Annotated in this window: 20 protein-coding genes; 13 read left to right on the forward strand and 7 right to left on the reverse strand. The window is 42.8% G+C overall.

The window, feature by feature from the left end; translation table 11 throughout:
- Positions 1-108: 108 nt before the first annotated feature.
- Together rplI and QVO39_RS05310 are read left to right on the forward strand one after the other, a co-directional pair.
- Positions 109-663: a 50S ribosomal protein L9 gene (gene rplI, locus QVO39_RS05305; protein WP_021903314.1), complete on the forward strand. Its 555-nt coding sequence runs from the start codon at positions 109-111 to the stop codon at positions 661-663.
- Positions 664-849: 186 nt separating this feature from the next.
- Complete coding sequence (locus tag QVO39_RS05310; RefSeq protein WP_021903315.1) at positions 850-2,700, forward strand: ABC transporter ATP-binding protein; 1,851 nt, start codon at positions 850-852, stop codon at positions 2,698-2,700.
- A 6-nt stretch (positions 2,701-2,706) separates the two neighbouring features.
- Here the strand turns inward: QVO39_RS05310 and msrB are convergent, their stop codons facing one another.
- Positions 2,707-3,720 (reverse strand): peptide-methionine (R)-S-oxide reductase MsrB, encoded by a 1,014-nt coding sequence (gene msrB, locus QVO39_RS05315; RefSeq protein ID WP_021903316.1) that lies wholly within the window; start codon positions 3,718-3,720, stop codon positions 2,707-2,709.
- 311 nt (positions 3,721-4,031) lie between these two features.
- Here msrB and QVO39_RS05320 point away from each other — a divergent pair, with 311 nt between their 5' ends.
- Complete coding sequence (locus QVO39_RS05320; protein ID WP_021903317.1) at positions 4,032-5,417, forward strand: TIGR00341 family protein; 1,386 nt, start codon at positions 4,032-4,034, stop codon at positions 5,415-5,417.
- An 86-nt stretch (positions 5,418-5,503) separates the two neighbouring features.
- On the opposite strand, the gene gcvT is transcribed toward QVO39_RS05320, so the two are convergent.
- From gcvT to QVO39_RS05350, 6 genes are read right to left on the reverse strand one after another with little or no spacing between them, the layout of a single operon-like run.
- Positions 5,504-6,598: a glycine cleavage system aminomethyltransferase GcvT gene (gcvT, locus tag QVO39_RS05325; RefSeq protein WP_021903318.1), complete on the reverse strand. Its 1,095-nt coding sequence runs from the start codon at positions 6,596-6,598 to the stop codon at positions 5,504-5,506.
- Between the two features lie 30 nt (positions 6,599-6,628).
- The gene (gene pepT, locus QVO39_RS05330; protein ID WP_021903319.1) at positions 6,629-7,852 is read right to left on the reverse strand and encodes a peptidase T; all 1,224 of its coding nucleotides are present in this window, start codon (positions 7,850-7,852) and stop codon (positions 6,629-6,631) included.
- A 2-nt stretch (positions 7,853-7,854) separates the two neighbouring features.
- A complete protein-coding gene (glmM, locus tag QVO39_RS05335; RefSeq protein ID WP_021903320.1) occupies positions 7,855-9,237 on the reverse strand; it encodes a phosphoglucosamine mutase in 1,383 nt (460 codons plus the stop codon).
- A gap of 6 nt (positions 9,238-9,243) precedes the next feature.
- Entirely contained in the window at positions 9,244-9,918 is a 675-nt protein-coding gene (locus QVO39_RS05340; protein WP_021903321.1) for a DUF4827 family protein, read from the reverse strand.
- An 11-nt stretch (positions 9,919-9,929) separates the two neighbouring features.
- Positions 9,930-11,327 (reverse strand): asparagine--tRNA ligase, encoded by a 1,398-nt coding sequence (asnS, locus tag QVO39_RS05345; RefSeq protein WP_021903322.1) that lies wholly within the window; start codon positions 11,325-11,327, stop codon positions 9,930-9,932.
- A gap of 18 nt (positions 11,328-11,345) precedes the next feature.
- A complete protein-coding gene (locus QVO39_RS05350) occupies positions 11,346-12,647 on the reverse strand; it encodes a pseudouridine synthase (RefSeq protein WP_021903323.1) in 1,302 nt (433 codons plus the stop codon).
- A gap of 256 nt (positions 12,648-12,903) precedes the next feature.
- Between QVO39_RS05350 and QVO39_RS05355 the strand changes: the two genes are divergently transcribed.
- The 10 genes from QVO39_RS05355 to QVO39_RS05400 all read left to right on the forward strand — a co-directional run.
- Positions 12,904-13,470 (forward strand): type IV toxin-antitoxin system AbiEi family antitoxin domain-containing protein, encoded by a 567-nt coding sequence (locus tag QVO39_RS05355; protein WP_018028062.1) that lies wholly within the window; start codon positions 12,904-12,906, stop codon positions 13,468-13,470.
- Positions 13,467-14,210 carry a nucleotidyl transferase AbiEii/AbiGii toxin family protein gene (locus QVO39_RS05360; RefSeq protein WP_021903325.1) on the forward strand — a complete coding sequence of 248 codons (744 nt, stop codon included), beginning with the start codon at positions 13,467-13,469 and terminating at the stop codon, positions 14,208-14,210. The genes QVO39_RS05355 and QVO39_RS05360 overlap by 4 nt, the downstream gene beginning before the upstream one ends.
- 423 nt (positions 14,211-14,633) lie before the next feature.
- Complete coding sequence (locus QVO39_RS05365; RefSeq protein WP_021903326.1) at positions 14,634-15,251, forward strand: type IV toxin-antitoxin system AbiEi family antitoxin domain-containing protein; 618 nt, start codon at positions 14,634-14,636, stop codon at positions 15,249-15,251.
- A gap of 38 nt (positions 15,252-15,289) precedes the next feature.
- On the forward strand, positions 15,290-16,072 hold the full coding sequence (locus tag QVO39_RS05370; RefSeq protein ID WP_021903327.1) for a nucleotidyl transferase AbiEii/AbiGii toxin family protein: 783 nt from the start codon (positions 15,290-15,292) through the stop codon (positions 16,070-16,072).
- 564 nt (positions 16,073-16,636) lie between these two features.
- Positions 16,637-17,668: a nucleotide-binding protein gene (locus QVO39_RS05375; protein ID WP_021903330.1), complete on the forward strand. Its 1,032-nt coding sequence runs from the start codon at positions 16,637-16,639 to the stop codon at positions 17,666-17,668.
- A gap of 249 nt (positions 17,669-17,917) precedes the next feature.
- Positions 17,918-19,891: a threonine--tRNA ligase gene (thrS, locus tag QVO39_RS05380; RefSeq protein WP_288171805.1), complete on the forward strand. Its 1,974-nt coding sequence runs from the start codon at positions 17,918-17,920 to the stop codon at positions 19,889-19,891.
- A 54-nt stretch (positions 19,892-19,945) separates the two neighbouring features.
- The gene (infC, locus tag QVO39_RS05385; protein ID WP_021903332.1) at positions 19,946-20,518 is read left to right on the forward strand and encodes a translation initiation factor IF-3; all 573 of its coding nucleotides are present in this window, start codon (positions 19,946-19,948) and stop codon (positions 20,516-20,518) included.
- A gap of 90 nt (positions 20,519-20,608) precedes the next feature.
- Positions 20,609-20,806 (forward strand): 50S ribosomal protein L35, encoded by a 198-nt coding sequence (rpmI, locus tag QVO39_RS05390; protein WP_021903333.1) that lies wholly within the window; start codon positions 20,609-20,611, stop codon positions 20,804-20,806.
- Between the two features lie 110 nt (positions 20,807-20,916).
- Positions 20,917-21,264 (forward strand): 50S ribosomal protein L20, encoded by a 348-nt coding sequence (gene rplT / locus QVO39_RS05395; RefSeq protein WP_018028053.1) that lies wholly within the window; start codon positions 20,917-20,919, stop codon positions 21,262-21,264.
- A 117-nt stretch (positions 21,265-21,381) separates the two neighbouring features.
- The coding region (locus QVO39_RS05400; protein WP_288171807.1) for an S-adenosylmethionine:tRNA ribosyltransferase-isomerase at positions 21,382-21,970 on the forward strand (589 nt) is incomplete at its 3' end.

Below are 21,970 nucleotides of genomic sequence, written 5' to 3' on the forward strand. Positions count from 1 at the left end.
GCTGTTAAGCGTGCTCGTCACTTGGCACTTCTGCCATACGTGACAGATATGATGGCATAGGGTTACTAATAAATAGCAAAGAATAATAATAACTTAAGGAGACAGAATATGAAGATTATTTTGAAAGAAGATATGCCAAATCTAGGCTTTAAGGGCGAGATCGTTGATGTAAAGGCTGGATATGGTAGAAACTTTCTAATCCCACAAGGAAAGGCAGTAATCGCATCAGAGTCTGCGATCAAGATCCTACAAGAGAATCAAAGACAGCAGGCTCGCAAACTTGAAGCTGAACTTGCTAATGCTCAAAAGATAGCTGATAAGATTGAAGGAACCTCTCTAACTATTGAGGTTAAGACAAGTAATGTAGGCCGTATTTATGGTTCAGTATCTGCTTCAATGGTTGCAGATGAACTAGAAAAGCTTGGCTTTACTGAGATCAATCGTAAGATGCTCCAAGTTCCTGGTATTAAGGAGGTAGGTGAGTATATTGCTAGGGTTCGTTTGCACAAGGACGTAACTGTAGAGGTGCCACTGACTATTGTGTCAGATACCCCTATTGTTAAGGCAGAGCCTAAGACCGAAAAGGCTGAGACTTCTGAGGAGGTAGAGGAAACCACTAAGGAAGAGAGTGCTGAGGTAGAGCAGGCGACTACTGAGGAATAATACGAGACTCGATTCTCGGAACTAATAAAGCTACTACATAGTGAACCACGAGGTTTTCTATGTGGTAGCTTTTCTGTTATGGTATAGAATAGGTATCTTTGCCGAAGTACATTTTCAAGCAAATCTTTGAGGGTGTAGCTTTATGCCACATCCTCGTTTTATGCCGAAATTAATTATCAGGTATTTATGAAAGAGCTTTTCCGGACACTCAAGAGATTTATACCACCCTATAAGTGGTATATAGTCGGTAATATATTCTTTAATATCTTAACGCCTATATTGAACCTCCTCGCGTTCTCTCTAATTATGCCCATTTTGAATATCCTATTCAAAATCGATAAGACGATTTATCAATTCATTTCTTGGGATACCATACAGTTGTGGAGCGAGGGAGGATTATCTCGTTTGGGTACAGTTGTCAAGAATAATTTCTTCTACTATATTACCCAGCTTATTACGGAGTACGGTGCTTCGAATACCTTAATTATACTGGGCGTTTATCTTTCTGTGATTACGTTTCTTAAGGTGGCATCGGCTTATATGGGTTTTTACTGCATGATCCCTGTTCAAACCGGTGTGGTAAGAGATATCCGAAATAGTATCAATGATAAGATTATGGAGCTTCCTTTGGGCTTTTTTAGTGATGAGCGAAAGGGAGACATCATTGCTAGAGTGACGGGTGATGTAAATAATATAGAGTCTTCTATCATCAGTTCACTAGAGTCCCTGATCAAAAATCCTCTGATGATATTGATCTCACTTGCAGCCATGGTGGCCATTAGTCCTGAATTAACCTTATTTGTTCTTATTGTACTTCCAATTGCGGGTTATGTGATGGGACAAGTGGGTAAGAAGCTCAAGATGACCTCTCTTTTAGCTCAGGAGCAATGGGGTATGCTGATTAGTATGATCGAGGAAACGCTGAGTGGATTGCGTATTATCAAAGCTTTTCACGCCGAAGAGATGATTCGAAAGCGTTTTTCTAGCTACAATGACACCTTCAGAAACACCTCAATGCGAGTGTCTAAAAGGCAGCAGATGGCGCATCCTATGAGTGAATTCCTAGGTACAGTTACGATTTCGATCGTACTTTGGTACGGGGGATCATTGATATTAGACCAAGCAGGTGGGTTAGATGCTAGTACATTCATTTACTACTTAGTCATTTTCTACAGCATCATCAATCCTGCCAAAGATTTTTCAAGGAGTAGCTATGCTATCAGAAGAGGCTTTGCTAGTCTAGAGCGAGTAGATATGATTCTACTAGCACAGAATGATATTACTGACCCTAAGGAGCCAGTAGATATCGCTTTTCATCATTCTATCTCTTTTAAGGATGTTTCTTTCAAATATGAAGATACTTGGGTGTTGAAGGATATCAATCTTAGCATTAAAAAGGGACAAACAGTGGCCATCGTAGGGGCTAGTGGGTCAGGAAAGAGTACCTTAGTGGACTTGCTACCTCGCTTCTATGATGTGCAAAAGGGTGGGGTGTACATTGACGATACAGACATTCGTAATGTACGTATGCTTGACCTAAGAAGACTTATGGGCAATGTAAATCAAGAGGCTATTCTCTTCAATGATACGATTTACAATAATATCGCTTTTGGTGCAAAGGCTACTCTTGATGAAGTGCAAAGAGCTTCAAGGATTGCCAATGCCGAGGAGTTTATTAGAGAACTCCCCGAAGGCTACGATACCAATATTGGTGACCGAGGTGGAAAGCTTAGTGGCGGTCAACGACAAAGACTTAGCATTGCCAGAGCTGTGCTAAAAGACCCTGAGATACTTATTCTAGATGAGGCCACCTCTGCACTAGATACCGCTTCTGAAAGACTAGTGCAAGAAGCTCTTGAACGCTTAATGAAGGGGCGTACTACCATTGTGATCGCTCACAGACTATCCACTATTACCAATGCGGATAAGATCGTGGTGCTAGAGGATGGCTCTATCGTGGAAGAAGGGACGCATCAAGAGTTGATGGATAAGAATGGTAGGTATGCATCTCTCGTTTCTCTACAATCATTTAAGTAGCACCAATCAATCGGTGCTATCCTCAAATAGATAGAGGTAGTCTCCATAGCCTTCACTCTTCATATTGGCTTTTGGGATAAACCTTATTGCCGCACTATTGATGCAATATCTATAGCCACCCTGCTCCTTTGGTCCATCTTCAAATACATGGCCGAGGTGGCTATCTGCTGAGCTACTTCTTACTTCTATGCGTTCATAGCCCAGTTTGAAGTCAGACTTTTTGTTGATACCTTGTGTATTGATCGGTTTCGTGAAAGATGGCCAACCACACCCTGCATCATACTTATCCTTTGAGCAGAAAAGAGGTTCACCAGAGACAATATCTACATAAATCCCATCCTCATTTGTGTCATTATACTCGTTGGTAAATGGACGCTCTGTTGCCTCATTTTGAGTTACTAGATATTGGATGGGTGAGAGCCTCTGTTTTAGCTCATCTTTGCTTTCCGACAATCTTTTCCTCTCGGCAGATCGAATAGCATTGTCTGATACTATTGATTCTTTCGGTACCACTGCATTCTTAGCAAGACCAAACATTTCTATTGGCACATGGCAATATCCACCTGGTCGATTACTCAAGTAATCTTGGTGATAGGTTTCAGCCTTGAAGTAATTCTTTAGAGGTTTTACTTCCACCATCAATACCTTAGAATACTTGCTCTGTAGTCTTGCAAAAGCATTCATAATAATGGGTCTATCAGCAGCATCGGTATAGTAAATCCCAGTGCGATACTGTGTTCCTCTATCATTCCTTTGCTGATTAAGAGTTGTAGGGTCAATGATTTGAAAGAAATGGTCTAGTAAAAACGATAGCGACACCTTGCTACTATCATAAGATACCTTCACTGTTTCAGCCGCTTCAGTTTTGCCCGTACAGACCTCCTCATATGATGGGTTTTCTACAATAGTATTGGCATATCCCACTTCTGTTTCCACCACACCTGGTAGCAACTTCATATAGTGTTCTACTCCCCAAAAACAGCCTCCCGCCAGATATATTACCAGTATCGTTTCGTTCATAATTCCTTGTTTATTTATTCTTAAAATAGACCACAATAAGCCCCAATGAACTTTTGTCATTAAAGTGGAACTTACGCGATGGCAATTTACTGATTTTTTTCGAGAAAATGTTTATCTGTACAGGGGGGATATATTCTCTTCTCCGCACTTCGTGCAACGGTCTCTATTATTTATTATCTTTGCAATAGATTATTGTAGGAAAGGTATCTGCGTTAGTTAATGATAGGGAAAATAGACTTCAGAAAGGAATCAATTAATTCTATTCATTTTATTACTCCAGAGCCACAAGATTATACTTATTTCAACATAATATGGAAAGGTCGGGTCAATCTCTTTGGCAGTTTATCGCTTCATTTTTTGATATGCGTCATGAAAAGGAAAATGAGACGGTGATTATTGATGCCCTCAAGTCAGATGTGGAGTTCAAAGGCACTAAAATGTTCATCCTTATCTGTGCGATTCTGATTGCCTCTTTAGGGCTGAATATGAATTCCACTGCTGTGATCATCGGTGCCATGCTTATCTCCCCTTTGATGGGCCCGATTATCGGTTTTGGATTAGGATTAGGGATTACAGACTTTAACCTCGTTGGGCGAAGCGTCAAGAATCTTGGGATGGCAGTGGCCATTAGTGTTATCACTTCTACTATTTACTTCTTGATCAGTCCTATCAGTGTCGCATCGAGTGAGATTTTGGCACGAACACAGCCTACTGCTTACGATGTCCTTATCGCACTGTTTGGCGGTACTGCAGGTATTATAGCTGGCACTAGTAAGTCAAAAGGTCAGGTTATCCCAGGTGTTGCGATTGCTACTGCACTGATGCCTCCACTATGTAGCGCTGGTTACGGGTTGGCTACGTGGCAACTGAATTATTTCTTTGGTGCTTTCTATCTTTTCATTATCAATACTGTATTTATTGGTCTCTCTACATTCATTGTGATCAGACTTCTTAAGTATCGCAGAGTTACCTACGTGGATAAGGTAAGAGGAAAGCGACTAAATAATCTTGTGATAGTAATCGTGGTATGTACCATAGTTCCAAGTGTGATTTTGGCATACCGATTTGTGCAGGATACGTTCCAAGAGATTCAGCAGGACAAATTTATTAAGGAGGAGATGATCTTCGATAATTCATTCGTACTCTCGTACAATAATACTAAGACCGACTCTGTAGATTACTTCAATGTCAATATCATAGGGGAGGAGATTTCACCCGACGAAATTCAGCGACTTCAAGATCTACTTCCATCTTATGGTCTGAAGAATACCATACTATCGATCAAGCAAGGTTCAGATAAATCCAATATCGAAAATCTTAGGCTTTCGATATTGAAGGATATGCAAAGTGACTCCGATAAGAGCTTCTCAAGATATCTGCAACTAAAAAATGACTCTCTCAATATGGCACTCCGCAATCAACAAGCCTTTTATTTTCAAGCCGAAGCCGTCACTCACGAGATTCAGCAGCTTTTTGATGAAATTACGTATAGCCAATTTGGGGAATTATACTCTTTCCATACCGATTCCATTATGAAGGATTCCTCAATGGTTAGTACACAAGTAGTAGATACCATTCCTTATATCAAGCTGTTTACGGATAAAAAAATCAGTGATGAGCGTGAGAAATTAATCCGTAGTTGGCTATCACTTAGGTTTGATAAGCCTATTATTACTATTGAGCGAGAAAAACAGTAGTGTAAGGGAGGCTTTAGCTGTAAATATAATAGGAGGAAAACAAAAATCTTGTTTTCCTCCTATTAATCTATAAAGACCTTGAGATGTTATTTGCGGAATGGGAGCTTGATAACCTCTGCAGGTACTGCTTTCTTACGGATGTGTATGAATATTTCAGTTCCTGGCTCCTTATAAGCCACCTGTACATATCCTAGGCCAATTCCCTTGCCTAACACAGGTGATTGTGTTCCAGAAGTAACGCGGCCGATCACTTCACCAGCAGCATTCTGGATCTCATACCCATGGCGAGGAACACCTTTCTCCTTCAGCTCAAATCCGATAAGGCGATTCTTGATTCCCTCTTCCTTTGTCTTAAGGAGTAGGTCACGGCTTGGCATTTTCTCCTTGCCCTCTACGAATTTAGTAACCCAACCAAGACCTGCCTCTAGTGGATTGGTGGTGTCGTCGATGTCGTTGCCATATAGGCAGAAGCCCATCTCTAGTCGTAGTGTATCGCGTGCTCCAAGTCCAGTAGGCTTGATGCCAAACTCTCTACCTGCTTCAAAAAGAGTATCCCATACCTTGTGGGCATCCTTTATATCTTTGAAGTAAAGCTCAAAGCCTCCTGCACCAGTGTAGCCAGTATTGGAGATGATACAATCTATCCCCGCAAACTTTCCATAGGCATAGTGGTAGTAAGCAATGGTATTCAGGTCAATATCCACACACTTCTGAATGGTTTGCTTTGCCTTAGGTCCTTGTACGGCCAAGATGCTTACTCTCTCAGATTCATTTTCGATGGTTACGCCCTCAATCTGGTGCTTTTTCATCCAGTTGAAGTCCTTTTCGATATTAGCAGCATTCACAGCACACATATACCTACCACCATCTAGAAGATACATGATAAAGTCATCTACAATACCACCATTACCATTTGGCATATAAGTGTATTGTGCCTTGCCAGGCTCCAACTTTGTAGCGTCATTACTACTGATGGTTTGGATAAATTCAAGTGCCTTTGGTCCACTTATTACGATCGCACCCATGTGAGAGACATCAAAGACGCCTACATTTTCAATCACATTGAGATGCTCAGGGTTGATCCCTTCGTACTGAATAGGCATATTGTAGCCTGCAAATTCACTCATCTTGGCACCCAACTCAATGTGGATGTCTGTAAAGGGTGTTTTCTTTAGTTCCATAATGTTGTTTTATAAAGTATTAGTAAATCTCTATTTTGTCACTTTAGTAGTAGCGATCTTCACGATCACCTCCATTGCCTTGACTAGGGAAGGTACTGGTAGGTATTCGTAACGACCATGGAAGTTGTGCCCACCAGCAAAAATATTGGGGCATGGCAATCCCATAAAGGAGAGTTTCGAACCATCTGTACCACCACGGATAGGCTCAATTATAGGCTCTACGCCAGAAGCCTTCATCGCTTCTGCTGCGTGGTTTACGATATACATCTTATCAGCAATAACCTCCTTCATATTAAAGTATTGGTCGGTAACCTCTGCAATGCAGGAGCCCTCTCCATATAGTTCGTTGATGCGCTTTGCCACCTCCTTGATACAACTTTTCTTGAGCTCAAACTGCTCTCGGTCATGATCTCGAAGGATGTAGTGCAATTCAGCCTCCTCCACCCTACCATTCATGCCTACTAGGTGATAGAACCCATCATAGCCATCGGTGTTGCTAGGCAGTGCTTGTGGCAGGTAGCTATTGTACTCCATAGCTAGTAGCTGAGCATTTATCATTTTGTCTTTAGCACTTCCTGGGTGCACATTTAGCCCCTTGAAAGTTACTTTCGCACCAGCTGCATTGAAGTTTTCATACTGTAGCTCACCGATTTCACCGCCATCAATGGTATAGGCGAAGTCGGCACCAAACTTCTTTACATCAAATTTATCAGCTCCTCTACCGATCTCCTCATCGGGGGTAAAGCCCACCTTTATGGCTCCGTGAGGAACCTCAGGGTGGTCGATCAAGTACTGAATCGCCTCTAAGATAGAAGCAATACCCGCCTTATCATCTGCTGCAAGAAGGGTGTGCCCATCCGTTACGATGATCTCCTGACCCTTGTACTTCTCAAGTTCAGGGAACGTTTTCAGGGAGATCCGGATATCTTCATTTGGGTCTAAGACAATATCGCCCCCCTCATACTGCACAAAGCGTGGCTTGATATCCTTACCACTCATATCTGGAGCGCTATCCATGTGTGCAATAAATCCAATCGTTGGCTGATCCCAATCGCAATTAGCTGGAAGAGTTGCCATTAGATAGCAGTTATCATCTAGAGAAATGTCCTTTAGCCCCATTTCTTCTAGGTCTTTTTGGAGCTCATGGGCTAGATCCCATTGAATCTTTGTACTAGGTGTAGTTGTTGATTCAGGATCCGATTTAGTATCAATAGCGATGTATCGTAAAAATCTATCTACTACTGGGTGTCTCATAACTATTTTTGAATTTTAGTGATTATTTCGTTCGCAATGTTTTCTGCCTCCTCCTCTGTTTTGGCCTCGGCATAGATGCGCACTATAGGTTCCGTATTGCTTTTCCGAAGATGAACCCACTTGTCGGGGAAGTCTAGCTTCACTCCATCAATGGTAGTCACCTCTGCCTTCTCCCTGTATTCGTCCTCTATCTCTTTGAGGATTATATCCACTTGTAGGGTAGGGGTTAGCTCCGCTTTTTTCTTGATCATAAAGTACTTTGGAAGGGTACTTAAGATCTCCGTAGGCTTTGCCCCTCTTTTCGCCAACATCGTGAGGAAAAGTGCAATCCCCACAAGGGCATCTCTGCCGTAATGCGACTTTGGGTAGATCACTCCGCCATTGCCTTCCCCACCAATAAGTGCGCCTACCTCTTTCATCTTCGTGGTGACATTTACTTCGCCAACCGCTGCCGCATAGTATTTGCCTCCATGCTTCACAGTTACATCTCGGAGTGCTCGTGTGGAGCTAAGATTGGAGACCGTATTGTGCCCTGGGTAGAGTGATAATAGGTAGTCCGATACGCTCACCAGCGTATACTCTTCGCCAAAAGGCGTTCCATCCTCATTGTAGATAGCTAGGCGATCTACGTCAGGGTCAACCGAAAAGCCTACGCATGCCTTCTTCTCTACCACCAACTTGGAGAGATCTTGTAGATTGTGTGGCAGAGGCTCAGGATTATGGGCAAAATCACCAGTTGGTTCACCGTGTACTATATGGTATTCTTTTACGCCCAGCGCCTCAAGTAGCTTTGGAATCACGATTCCACCAACCGAATTAATGGTGTCGACAGCTACCGTAAACCCTGCCTTTCTTATTGCTTCTACATCCACTTCAGGAAGGGAAAGAACCTCTTGAATATGCCGATCGGTATAGCACTCCTCAGAAACCTTTCCAATTTCCCCAACACTCGCAAATTGAAGGTTATTCGACTTCGCTAGCGAAAGCACCTTGGCACCTTCCTCAGCATTCAAAAACTCACCTTGATGGTTGAGTAGCTTCAGAGCATTCCACTCCTTGGGGTTGTGACTCGCTGTAATGATGATACCACCATCGGCTTGCTCGTATGTAACCGCTAGTTCGGTGGTAGGTGTGGTGGCCAAACCGATGTCCACCACATCAAATCCCATACCCATTAATGTGCCAATAACCACGTGCCTCACCTGATTGCCCGAGATGCGAGCATCACGCCCTACCACTATCTTACCACTTTTGAGCGGACTATTGTGGCGGATAAACTGCGCGTAGGCAGCAGTAAACTGTGCTATATTAATCGGGTTGAGACCATTCTCTTGGTCTCCTCCTATCGTACCTCTGATGCCAGATATTGATGTAATTAGACTCATAATTGATCACTGTTTTCTATTGAACTTCAGCTGGTCGTAGTAAAGTGCGATACCAATATCATTATCGTTTTTGAAAAACGAACTACTTTGGAACGTAAAGGCTGGCCCCTCTCTAAATGAGGCAATCATCTGAATGGTAGATCCGATGGGCACATACTTAAGTGCCAACATCATAGCATTACAGGCAAAAGGCTGCATGCTCTCCTCACCTCTCGTGGAGTTGGGTGCTGGCTGGATGCCACCACGAAAATACTCCATATTAATATCAGCTTGATAAATAAAGGTGACGCCGGGCTCACTACTTTGTGTAGAGCCAATATTGTTAAAGAAGGTAGGCCCGCTTTTCATTCGGTCGCCTATCGCCTGATACGAAAATCTAGCCAATATGGGGGTTACCCCACTAATCGCCATCTCCTCGGCCTTCCCAGCCTCGATCACGTTTATCCATACTCCTATTCCTTCGCCCACCTCATTCTTTAGCTCCACAAACTCGTTGGGTGCCATCTTGAGGTCACTAGGAAGCTCCTTAATCACCTTAAACCCCTTTTTATCCATAAAAGCTTGGATCTCCTTATGCTCCCTTTTTATCATATCGGTATAGGAGATGCGCTTGTTTCTACACCCTGTAGTAGATAGAATGGCGAGGAGCAGTAGGGAAATATATAAGACTTTCTTTTTCATACGCCGATGGATTAAAAGTTAGCATTGTTGGGAGTGCGTGGGAAGGGGATCACATCACGAATATTACCCATTCCCGTCACAAATAGCAGTAGTCGCTCAAAACCAAGCCCAAATCCAGAGTGGGGCACACTACCAAACCGCCTAGTATCTAGGTACCAATCCATCTCGGAGAGTGGGATACCTACCTCCTTACAGCGACTGATGAGCTTCTCAAGGCTCTCCTCCCTTTGCGAACCTCCAATAATCTCACCAATCTTTGGGAAAAGCACATCCATAGCACGGACCGTTTTGCCATCCTCATTCTGCTTCATATAGAAGGCCTTAATCTCGGTAGGGTAGTCAGTCAGAATCACAGGGCATTGGAAGTGATTCTCTACTAGATACCGCTCATGCTCCGACGCGAGGTCCACACCCCAGTAGACTGGGTACTCAAACTGATGCCCATCAGCTACCGCTTTCTCCAGTATCTTGATCCCCTCAGTGTAAGAGAGGCGTATGAAGTCTTTTTTAACTACCGACTCCAGTCGTTCAATAAGCCCCTTATCAATCCGCTCATTCAGGAAGGTTAGGTCATCCTTGCAATTATCCAGAGCCCATTGCACCAGGTACTTGATAAATTCTTCGGCGAGGTCCATATTCTCCTTTATCTCATAAAAGGCCACCTCTGGCTCAATCATCCAAAACTCCGCAAGGTGCCTAGGCGTATTGGAGTTTTCCGCTCTAAAGGTAGGGCCAAAGGTATAGATGGCACCCAGAGCAGTGGCAGCTAGCTCTCCCTCCAGCTGACCTGATACCGTCAGATTGGTGCGCCTTCCAAAGAAGTCTTGGCTATAATCAACGCCTCCCTCTTTGGTACGGGGAGGGTTATTCAAGTCCAGAGTTGTTACCTCAAACATAGCACCAGCCCCCTCTGCGTCCGATGCGGTGATCAGTGGTGTATGGAAATAAAAGAAACCCCTATCGTGGAAAAACTTGTGGATGGCATAGGCCATATTGTGCCGGATCCTAAATACCGCTCCAAAGGTATTGGTGCGAGGGCGTAGGTGAGCAATCTCACGAAGGAACTCCATGCTATGCCCCTTCTTTTGGAGTGGGTAGCTATTAGGGGCTGCTTTACCGTATATCTCAATAGCCGAAGCCTGTATCTCCACACTCTGCCCACGGCCTTGAGATTCTGTGAGTTTCCCGATAATACTTACCGCCGCTCCTGTGGTGATATCCTTTAGCATTTCGGCATCAAATAGGCTGTGATCCACCACCACCTGCATATTATGAATACAGCTACCATCATTGATCGCCACAAAGCTAAGCCCCTTAGAGCCTCTTTTGGTCCTTACCCATCCCTTTATATTTACATCATTCCCCAATTTTGGGGCAATGAGTATATCTACAATCTTACTGCGTTCCATCACTTCTACAAATTAATTTTATTCAAATGCTCCACTCTTAAGGTTATTCACCTCATCTTGAGTTAGGTAGCGCCACTTGCCCCTACCTAGATTTTTCTTGGTGAGTCCAGCGAAGTAGACCCTATCTAGCTTCTTTACGTGATACCCAAGGTGCTCAAACAAGCGGCGAACGATCCGATTACGTCCAGAGTGAATCTCTATGCCCACCTGCGATAAATCGTCTTCAGTGACATAGCTAATGGCATCAGCATGCATCTCGCCATCCTCTAGCTCTACACCATCGGCCAGCTTTTGCATATCCTCAGCGGCCACCTCTCTATCCAGCCACACATGGTAGATTTTCTTCTTTTTATGAGAAGGGTGGACGAGTTGTGCTGCGAGGTCCCCATCATTGGTGAGAAGGAGTACCCCTGTAGTGTTTCTATCCAAACGCCCTACGGGATAAATGCGTTCCTTGCATGCCTTCCTTACTAAGTGAGTCACTGTGAGACGCTCCTGAGGATCATCCGTGGTGGTGACACAATTCCGTGGCTTATTCAGAAGTAGGTAGACTTTTTGCTCCGGCCGTACTTCACGTCCATTCACCTCTACAAGGTCTTTAGCGGTGATTTTGGTGCCTAGCTCTGTCACCGGTGCTCCATTAACCAGAACAGCCCCCACCTTGATCAGCTCGTCGGCCTCCCGCCTAGAGCATACCCCAGCATTGGAGAGAAACTTATTGAGCCTTATCTCCTCAGATATATCAATTGGATCCTGATCGTACACGGGTGGCACCATCTCGCTTTTTCTCTTGGAGCGAGCCCCGCGTGATTGAGTTTGGGGCCTTCCGCTAGCTCCTTGTCGGCTGACCCTTGCCCTGTTTTTGTGGTTGTTATAGTTATTGCCACGAGTGAATCCTTCACCATACTCACTCTTATCATCCCTACCCTCCCCCTCAGCGTAGATTTGTCTCTTGGCTTCTCGCACTTGTGAGTATTGTTCTTTATAAAAGCTCCTTTGGCTCCTATTTTCAGCTAAGTTGCCTGCGTACTCCGCGCCATACTGCCTATCACTAAGTTGGGGGGCGTCATTCGAAAAGCGACTCCTATTACTAGAGATCTTGTTATTATCCATTTCGCTTATACGACGTCGTCTCCGCACCTGTGAGCCACGGAAGGGTCTTGATTCCTCCGATCCTTCCGAGTGGTTATATTGTCTTGAAGTGCCAAGAGGGCTCTTCATGGAGTTATCTCCTGCCTCACGGCGGTACCGATTCCCTTTGCTATCCTCTCCGCTACTTCTCTCAAGTGGCTCTTGGGATAGCTTATCTCTCCATTCCATACAAAGTTGTGTCGTTGTTACTAGTCCTATTAATTTTATCAACCTCGCTCCTGCAAGGTCCACAAAGTTACAGAAAAGATTAGACTATGCCAATCAAATGCTTTTGCATGAATGGAGTAGGGAGTATAATATTTTTGTGAGTTGTGCTCCATTAGGGTTGTAGAGTATGTTACACCAAATAAGGTGATGGGACTAATAGGCTTAAAAAATGAGCTGAAATCTGTATATATGATATTTCTAACTTACCTTTACCCTTATGAAAACACTAATAGGAATTTTATATAGTTCTAGAAAGACTGTATTTACCACTCAGGAAGTAAGGCTTCTCACACAAGGAGTGATCCCCGCTTCATCCTTGCCTGGTCGTTTGTCCCGTCTAGTGCTTAGTGGTGATCTTTTGAGGTTAAGATACGGCATTTATGCACTGCCTAGGTATGAAATATTTGAGTTCGCTAATAAGATCCAAATACCTTCCTACATATCTATGGAGACAGTTCTTAGGATGCATGGAATTATTTTTCAATATGACAACGCTATCACTCTCGCCTCATACCAACCAAAATTGATATTTGCTCCGTCTGAAAATGTTTTTATATTCAGAAAGCTATCTAACTCTATATTAATTAATAAAAAGGGTAAGGTTATCAATCCAAACTATACAATTGCCAGTTTGGAGCGTGCATTTCTAGACTTATGCTATGTGGATAAATGGAGAACTTATGAAAATATTTCTCCCATAGATAAGGATAAGGTGCTTGACTTACTCCCTATTTATGATAATAAAGCATTAACAAAACGAGTTTCAACTATCCTATCGCTATGAGAATGATGGATACCCACTATTCCTATTTATACAATATCCTTAAAGATATAGCTTTAGATAAGGTGTTGTCTCCACTACTGATATTTAAAGGTGGCACCTCGTTGATGTTCTTTTATGATCTACCACGATTCTCATTGAATTTGGAATTTACGCTAGTTGATAGAAAGCAGGAACTACTTGTTTTTAAGCGTTTGCTTAAAATAGTCAGTATGTATGGAACCATCTGTGAGAAGGTCATAGGGCTATTTGGGGCGAAAGTTGTTTTAGAGTATGGTGAAGAGGGTTGGCCCTTAGAGGTTGAGATCTCAAATCAATATTGGAGAGAAGAGACTGATTTGCTCTGCTTAGATGGCTTTTCTCTAAATGTGATGAGCCTATCCGATATTTATACTCACAAGTTAATTGCATTAGGAAAGGGAGATAATGTAGCTGGAAAAGAGATATTTGATATCTGGTTTCTTGGAGAAAAATATATCATGCCCAATGGTGATATCGTAATGAAGTGGGTGGGGCGTAATTTGGTAGAGCAGCTCTCCCTTGATATCTCTATTTTAGAAAAACTCACTAATGACCAATTAATGTCTTCCCTAGAGCCGTTATTGTTGCCAGAAAAAGCGAAGTGGGCGAATACCTCTTTATTACCTGAGGCAATTGCCTCGCTTCAAATGCGGGTTGGCGCTGAAAAGCTAAAGAAGCGGTTTCGTCGCGGCATCTCACTTGGAGTGAAGTACTCGGAATGACGATCATAATCAGAGCATAAAGAGTCAAACTTGCGATTTTTGAAGATGGGTACTTCGCTTTCCAGAAGTTTCAAGCTACGAAATAAGGTGAGCAATCCAGCTAAAAGAGGGTCCTAGAGGCCACTTCACAAACAACTGAAATTCAATACTCTAGTATAAGCTTCAACCGAGATGCAACTAAGCAATCGGCGAGATGCAACTCGGCAAAAGCTTAGTTGCAACTCGCCGATTGCTTAGTTGCATCTCCACTTTTACCCCACAAGCATAGATGATTTATGAAGGGTTTAGAGATGGCAGCATGGGGGGATTTATGGAGGTGCCTAGAGAAGCCCTTTGTCCTAAAATGTGTAACCCCTGGGAATTTTCGCTTTTTACCTTAGTAATTACTAATATTTTGTTTACATTTGCTTCTTTAGCAAGGGTATGAACTATATACAATTTAGAGAGCTCTTTATTGGTGGGGTTGCATTCACTACTAGGCAAGTAATGATGGTGCTTCCTGAATTCAATATGGCCAACATTTACCGTTGGTGTAAGAAAGGTTATATCATCAAGCTTAGAAATGGCTATTATGCATTTAGAGAGTGCTTAGGCGGTGGAAGGAATAACTATTTCTTATCTCAATTTATCTACAGACCGTCCTATATCAGCTTACAGACTGCCCTATCGCTTTATGGTCTTATACCCGAAGCTATATTTAGTACTACCGCTGTCAGTACACTTAAGACCATGACTTTTAGCAATGAAGTCTCTTCCTTCGCTTATCAAACGATTAGCCCAAAGCTATTCTGGGGGTATGAGCGGTTTATGATGAAGAATGGCAAACAAGCATATAATTTAGCTTCCCTTGAAAAGGCATTGTTGGACTTCTTGTACTTGAATCCATATTACAATACAGAAGAAGACTTTATCGAATTGAGATTTGATGACTATATCATGAATGATGTGCTGGATCGTGAGACATTACTATCTTACTCACAGCGTTTTGGCGTCAGTAGTTTAGATCATCGACTTCGATTACTATTACAAGTGTATTGCTAAATAGTATTGAGATGAATTGATCTTAGGTGTGTGCTATTATGCTGAGGATTGATAATATAAGAAGACTATTGGGGAGTTTTATCCCTGTAGCTCCCGTTTTTAACCATCACATTCATAGGGAGTATTTGGAAATAGAGATATTAGACTTCATATCTCGGCATAAATACAGTGATAGATTGATCCTAGTTGGTGAGACAGCATTACGTCTCGTCTATAATAATAATAGATTTGCTGAGAAACTTGAATTTCATTTCAAATCTCTTACCAAAAAAGAGTTCAATGAATTGGCAGATGATATCCTTAGATATTTAGAGGGTAATGGATTAAATGTGGTTTCAGATAACCTGGATAACACTTCTCTAAATTTGTATGGACGAGATATCATTTTTCCACAGCTCCGAGATGATGGGGAAGATATCCATATACGGGTAGAAGCTCATAAAAAAGGTGTAGATTATCGAGAAGAGTATCAATTCATCTCTCGGGCGGGTTTCATTTTCCCAGTTTGTTTGCCACCTATAAAGATATTATGTGCAATGAAAGTTGCCGCTTTTATCAATGAGGAAAGAGGAGCAGATCTTTATGATTTGACGTTTCTCTTAGGACTTGCAAGACCTGATAGTAATTATTTAAGGCAAAAGCTTGGTATGACTTCAGAGTTTGAGATGTGGACTGCTATAGAGAAAACGCTATCCAATGTAGACATTGAGCTTAAAATCAAAGATTGCTCTCACACGCTTCTTTATGGGGAGTATGCAGCGAGGTTATTACAATTCAAAGAGATGGTTTCTCTTGAATTGGAGCGCATAAAAGAAGAATAAGTCGGTCCAAGGTAGCCTCAACCCCCAGTGAATATCATTTGGATAGATATAATCGCTGATATTGAAGGTCCGTATGGCAGGATATGCACTTTTCTTTGAAAATACGATACAATTGTCAGAAAATATTCTTAGATTTGCAATGGGTCGACCTGAGGTGTATGGGAGTAAAAGCTCCACCCTCATTAAAAATTATTGTGTTTTTTGGGCATTAAGCTTGATGAAGAGACCATTTCTATGGGCTTTCTTATCCAACTTATTTTGTGCCGTATTTTTGAAGATTGGTTTTAATCGCTTTGAGTAAGTGTGTGCCAGTCGGATAGTTAGATGATTATTGTGCTATTCCTGCTTTTAGAAAGTAATGAATGCACAATCCGTATCACCATCTGGTGATGAGTGGTACGGCTGATGTTTCAAACTGCTTGCGCTTCTGTCAAGTAGTGACCCAAATAGGCAAATACATATTGAGCTTAACGATCTCTGATGGTAAGGCTAAATTCCCTATGCTAACGCTACTTAGATTGTTATGCCTTGAAGTGTTATTAGTAATTACAAAAGTGTTTTATTATGGAAAAGAAAAGAATTGCCCTAGCTGGGTCCAGGGGTGGCACTGGTAAAACCACATTATCCGTAGTACTCGGTACTATTCTTCGTGAAACCTACGGCAAGAAGGTGTGTTTTGTTGATTGTGACTTTTATCAACATCCTATCTCAGCCCAAAAGCAGTGGGAAGAGGATTTTATTGAAAAGAATAAAGAGCTAGCAAAAGAAATATTTGGAGCTCACGGATTGGATGTTAGCAAGAGAGTTGCACCCCCTATTATCAATATGCAAATAGGATTTGAAAAGGAGATGATGCCTGAAGCTATAGAGAAAGCCTATCCTGAATGTGATGTCTATATCTATGACTTTAAGGACTCTCTAGACAATGAGGAGGCCCTCACTTATCTGACGAAAATGGACTGTGTCATCCTACCCACTATCGCAGACTCGGTTAACATACCGTCGACCTTCCATTGGATTGAGAAAATGAATGCCAAGCTAAACAAGCTAAAGACGAATGAGAAGGGTGGTCTTGAGTTCTCAAGACTTAACTCGCTCTTTTTACTATTCAATCATTTTAATGATCTAACTTGTGACTTTAGCCTTAAATCTTGGCTTGAAGACGAAGCTAAGAAGGCCAATATCGTGACTCTAGAAAACATGGTACGATACTTCTCTGGCGTAGCTCGAGATCTTAGCTGTGTGTCAAAGGGAAATAAGGACTTCTTCCTTTCTGTTTACTTACAACCATCTAATCCATATATGGAAGAGACCAATATTCACCAAGTTGCGGAAGAGATCTTCATTAGTGCTGGTATTGTTGATAGAAAAGTGGTAGAACCACATGTCATTCAAGATGCTACTATTCTACATCAAACCATTGTAGAGGATCTCAAGCAACAACTTGATGAAATAGGTATGAGTGGTAGGCATTTGTCGGTTCCACATCTCTCAGCGAAATACAAAGAGATTTGGGAGACCTACCAACGTCTTTGCTCTATGTCTGCCGATGAGATCGAAAAGCTATTCGGGAGAAAGCCATCTGATGCAGTTTGATATTTAGGGCAAGCGATCTCTTGCTGTCTAGAATCGAGTATGAAGGATCGATGCTTTCATGCTCGATTCTAGTCTTGCGGGTGGTTACCCTCTCCCTCTAATGGCATTATTTCTTACCTTCAGACATCATATTGTCCAATAAGCCAATTTACATTCGCTTATCGATGATGAGATTGCAATATTTATACTATCTTTGTGTGATTAAAGATTAGGATATACCGTAATACAGATATTATCATGAGTAAGGATATGATTACAATAACTCTGCCTGATGGTTCGAAAAAGGAGTATGAGAGTGGGGTGACTGCGCTACAAGTGGCTGAGGATATTAGTCCTAGGCTCGCTAAGGAGGTGCTAGCTGCGACGGTTAACGATAAAATCGTGGATCTCACTCGTCCTATTGAGACAGATGCTTCGCTCCGGCTGCATAAGTGGGAGGATGACGAAGCCAAGCATGCCTTTTGGCATACCAGTGCGCACTTGATGGCAGAGGCCCTTCAGGAGCTTTATCCTGGGATTAAGTTTGGTATAGGACCCGCCATTGAAAATGGCTTTTACTATGATGTAGACCCAGGTGAGGGGGTACAGATAAAAGAGTCTGACCTTCCTGCCATTGAGGCGAAGATGCGGGAGCTTGCATCTAGGAAAGAAACTCTTGTGAGGAAGAATATTTCAAAGCAAGAGGCTCTTGACTACTGGAATAGGAAAGGCGACCAATACAAGGTGGAGCTGATCACCGACTTGGAGGATGGTACCATTACTACCTACACTCAGGGTGGCTTTACCGACCTTTGTAGAGGGCCTCACCTCCCCGATACCTCGAGTATTAAAGCCATCAAGCTCCTCACCGTAGCTGGTGCTTACTGGAGAGGAGATGTGAAGCGACCACAGCTGACTAGAATCTATGGCATCACCTTCCCTAAGAAGAAGATGCTGGACGAGTATCTAGCTCTTTTGGAGCAGGCCAAGGAGCGTGATCACCGAAAGATAGGCAAAGACCTGGAGCTATTTGCCTTTTCACAAAATGTAGGTGCAGGGTTGCCCCTATGGCTACCTCGGGGTACACAGCTAAGGCTTCAGCTGGAGGAGTTTTTGAGAAAAATCCAAAAGCAATATGGTTATGAGCAGGTGATCACACCACATATCGGGAATATCAACCTGTATAAAACCTCTGGGCACTATGCTAAGTACAAGGATGATGCCTTCCGGCCTATTGAGACGCCACAAGAGGGTGAGCTATTTATGCTCAAGCCAATGAACTGCCCTCACCACTGCGAGATATATAAGACCAAACCAAGGTCGTACCGCGATCTCCCTGTACGCTTGGCAGAGTTTGGCACGGTGTATAGATATGAGCAGAGTGGGGAGCTCCATGGTCTCACTCGCGTGCGTGGATTTACTCAGGATGATGCGCACCTTTTCTGCCGTCCAGATCAGATTAAGGAGGAGTTTATCAAGGTGATGGATATTATCTTTATCATCTTTAAAGCTCTTGACTTCAGTCAGTTTGAAGCTCAAATCTCGCTGAGAGATCCTAATAACAAGGAGAAGTATATTGGTTCGGATGAGAATTGGGATAAGGCTGAGCAGGCGATTATTGAAGCTTGTAATGAGACGGGCCTAAAGACACATATAGAGTATGGAGAGGCTGCCTTTTATGGTCCTAAGCTCGACTTTATGGTAAAGGATGCGCTTGGTCGTCGCTGGCAACTAGGTACCATTCAAGTAGATTACAATCTACCTGAACGTTTTGAGCTAGAGTACACTGGCGAGGACAATCAAAAGCACCGTCCTGTAATGATTCACAGAGCACCATTTGGCTCTATGGAGCGTTTTGTGGCTGTTTTGATTGAGCACACTGGTGGTAAGTTCCCATTGTGGTTGGCTCCAGATCAGGTGGCTATCCTTCCTATCTCAGAGCGCTTTAATGATTATGCATTCAAGGTATTGAGAGAGCTAGCACTGCATGACATTCGAGCTTTGGTAGACGATAGAGCCGAGAAAATAGGCAGGAAAATACGTGATAATGAGCTAAAACGCATCCCTTACCTCCTAATCGTAGGCGAAAAAGAGGCCGAGGAGGGTACTGTATCTGTGAGAATTCAGGGGCAAGGTGATCAAGGTTCCGAAAAAATTGGTATCTTTGCAGACCGTGTGTTGAAGGAAGTTGACGCACAGATGAATGCTTGGCGCTATGAGCAACAAGCTACAGAGGAAAAATAAGTAATAACAATAAACAAACTAGCATAAATAAACGACTGATTGACTACAAACTGAATGGGGAATATTAATAGACGAAATCCGAGGGGCCCATATAATAAGGCCGATGAGCCACAAGAGAAGATCAATGAGCAGATTAGAGCTCGTGAAGTAAGGCTTGTTGGTGATATTGTTGAGCAGGGAATCTACTCTATACAAGAGGCTCGTAGAATTGCGGATGAGCAAGAGCTGGATTTGGTAGAGATCTCGCCTAATGCTGAACCACCAGTTTGTAAGATACTTGACTACCAAAAGTATCTATATCAGAAGAGGAAGAAAGCTAAGGAGCAGAAAGCTAAGCAGACGAAGATCGTAGTAAAAGAGGTGCGATTTGGCCCTCAAACCGATGATCACGATTACGAATTTAAGCTACGTCATGCAAAGGGATTCCTTGAAGAGGGTAATAAGGTGAAAGCCTATGTATTCTTTAGAGGTCGCTCTATTGTCTTTAAGGATCAAGGAGAATTGCTTCTCCTAAGATTCGCGCAAGACCTTGAGGAGTATGGCAAGGTGGATCAGATGCCTAAACTTGAGGGGAAAAGGATGATTATGATGTTTTCACCTCTAAAGGGAGCTAGCAAGAAAAAGTAACAACTTCTATCAGAGGTGGCGAGAAGGGATGCAACTCTTCTTTACTGCCGAAGGTAGACTTATTTGATAACTAATTAATAATTGACTGGAATGCCTAAGATGAAGACTAATCCCGGTGCTAAGAAGAGATTTTCTCTCACCGGATCAGGTAAAATCAAGCGCAAGCATGCTTACAAGAGCCATATTTTGGCTCACAAAACCAAGAAGCAGAAGCGTAACCTCACTAACTCTGGACTTGTACACAAGTCTGATGTCCGTGGTGTGAAGAAGCTTCTCGGTATAGGTTGAGTAAGTTTTTAAGCAGAGAAAAGAGATTTTTTTTAACAGAGTGTGATTGCCCTTTACAAGAGCCTTACCAATGTAGGTGATGCCGCTCACGCTCAAAGATTTTTAGAACAATGCCAAGATCAGTAAATCACGTCGCTTCAAGAGCGAAGAGGAAAAAGATTTTAAAGCAAACCCGTGGCTACTATGGTGCACGTAAGAATGTATGGACTGTAGCCAAGAACACATGGGAGAAAGGCCTTCAGTATGCCTATCGTGACCGCAAGACCAAGAAGCGTAATTTCCGCTCACTATGGATCCAGCGTATCAATGCAGCTGCTAGAGAGGAAGGTCTATCTTACTCTAAGTTTATGGGTATGCTTAAGGCTAAGGGTATAGATATCAATCGCAAGGTTCTCGCTGACCTAGCAATGAATCACCCTGAAGCTTTCAAGGCCATCGTAGAGCAAGCTCGCTCATAAGGCTTACTTTTGTATATTAAGGCAGAAGAGGTATTGACTAGATCAGTACCTCTTTGCTATTTTGAGGCTTTAATATCCTAAGTAGTCAAAGCTTTTAATTAGCTTTGTAAATAAAATATGGAAATGATGAATCCGCAAGAGATACGAATTGAAGATTATACGTACAACCTCCCACCAGAAAGGATTGCAAAGTATCCATTGGAGGAGAGGGACCATGCCAAGATGCTCTATTATGCCGAGGGGAATATAGAGAGTTATGACTTCACCGACTTGACTAGTCTATTGCCTAGCAATTCGGTATTGGTGATGAATACCACCAAGGTTATTAGAGCTCGATTGACTTTTTTTCGTCAAACTGGTGCTCGAATAGAGGTCTTTTGCCTTGAGCCGTACTCTCCATCGCTCTATGAGTTGTCACTAAGCACAAAACATGAGGTCATCTGGCATTGCCTGGTGGGGCAGTCACGTAAATGGAAGGAAGAGTACCTGTACCAGCCTCTTGCAGATGGTACCCTATTAAAGGTAAGTAGAGTGGACGGCCATTGCAGCAGTGGCTCTTTAATTCGATTTGAATGGTCTAATGAGATGACCTTCGGAGAGCTCCTTGAGCACTTGGGGGAGTTACCTATTCCACCGTACCTTAATAGAGATACAGAGGAGAGTGACCTGAGGGATTACCAAACGGTCTATGCTCGTGAAGAGGGTA

The sequence above is a fragment of the Porphyromonas sp. CAG:1061 genome (assembly GCF_000435035.1).
Classification (GTDB): domain Bacteria; phylum Bacteroidota; class Bacteroidia; order Bacteroidales; family Porphyromonadaceae; genus Porphyromonas_A; species Porphyromonas_A somerae.

Bases quoted from the DNA above. Each gene is read 5' to 3' on its own strand.
- QVO39_RS05350 (WP_021903323.1), bottom strand. From the start codon at position 12,647: ATGGAATGGAGAGATAAGCTATCCCAAGAGCCACTTGAGAGAAGTAGC.
- asnS (WP_021903322.1), bottom strand. From the start codon at position 11,327: ATGGAACGCAGTAAGATTGTAGATATACTCATTGCCCCAAAATTGGGG.
- QVO39_RS05360 (WP_021903325.1), top strand. From the start codon at position 13,467: ATGAGAATGATGGATACCCACTATTCCTATTTATACAATATCCTTAAA.
- msrB (WP_021903316.1), bottom strand. From the start codon at position 3,720: ATGAACGAAACGATACTGGTAATATATCTGGCGGGAGGCTGTTTTTGG.
- thrS (WP_288171805.1), top strand. From the start codon at position 17,918: ATGATTACAATAACTCTGCCTGATGGTTCGAAAAAGGAGTATGAGAGT.
- gcvT (WP_021903318.1), bottom strand. From the start codon at position 6,598: ATGGAACTAAAGAAAACACCCTTTACAGACATCCACATTGAGTTGGGT.
- QVO39_RS05310 (WP_021903315.1), top strand. From the start codon at position 850: ATGAAAGAGCTTTTCCGGACACTCAAGAGATTTATACCACCCTATAAG.
- rpmI (WP_021903333.1), top strand. From the start codon at position 20,609: ATGCCTAAGATGAAGACTAATCCCGGTGCTAAGAAGAGATTTTCTCTC.
- QVO39_RS05365 (WP_021903326.1), top strand. From the start codon at position 14,634: ATGAACTATATACAATTTAGAGAGCTCTTTATTGGTGGGGTTGCATTC.
- QVO39_RS05355 (WP_018028062.1), top strand. From the start codon at position 12,904: ATGAAAACACTAATAGGAATTTTATATAGTTCTAGAAAGACTGTATTT.
- rplT (WP_018028053.1), top strand. From the start codon at position 20,917: ATGCCAAGATCAGTAAATCACGTCGCTTCAAGAGCGAAGAGGAAAAAG.
- QVO39_RS05340 (WP_021903321.1), bottom strand. From the start codon at position 9,918: ATGAAAAAGAAAGTCTTATATATTTCCCTACTGCTCCTCGCCATTCTA.
- QVO39_RS05375 (WP_021903330.1), top strand. From the start codon at position 16,637: ATGGAAAAGAAAAGAATTGCCCTAGCTGGGTCCAGGGGTGGCACTGGT.
- QVO39_RS05370 (WP_021903327.1), top strand. From the start codon at position 15,290: ATGCTGAGGATTGATAATATAAGAAGACTATTGGGGAGTTTTATCCCT.
- rplI (WP_021903314.1), top strand. From the start codon at position 109: ATGAAGATTATTTTGAAAGAAGATATGCCAAATCTAGGCTTTAAGGGC.
- glmM (WP_021903320.1), bottom strand. From the start codon at position 9,237: ATGAGTCTAATTACATCAATATCTGGCATCAGAGGTACGATAGGAGGA.
- QVO39_RS05320 (WP_021903317.1), top strand. From the start codon at position 4,032: ATGGAAAGGTCGGGTCAATCTCTTTGGCAGTTTATCGCTTCATTTTTT.
- pepT (WP_021903319.1), bottom strand. From the start codon at position 7,852: ATGAGACACCCAGTAGTAGATAGATTTTTACGATACATCGCTATTGAT.
- infC (WP_021903332.1), top strand. From the start codon at position 19,946: ATGGGGAATATTAATAGACGAAATCCGAGGGGCCCATATAATAAGGCC.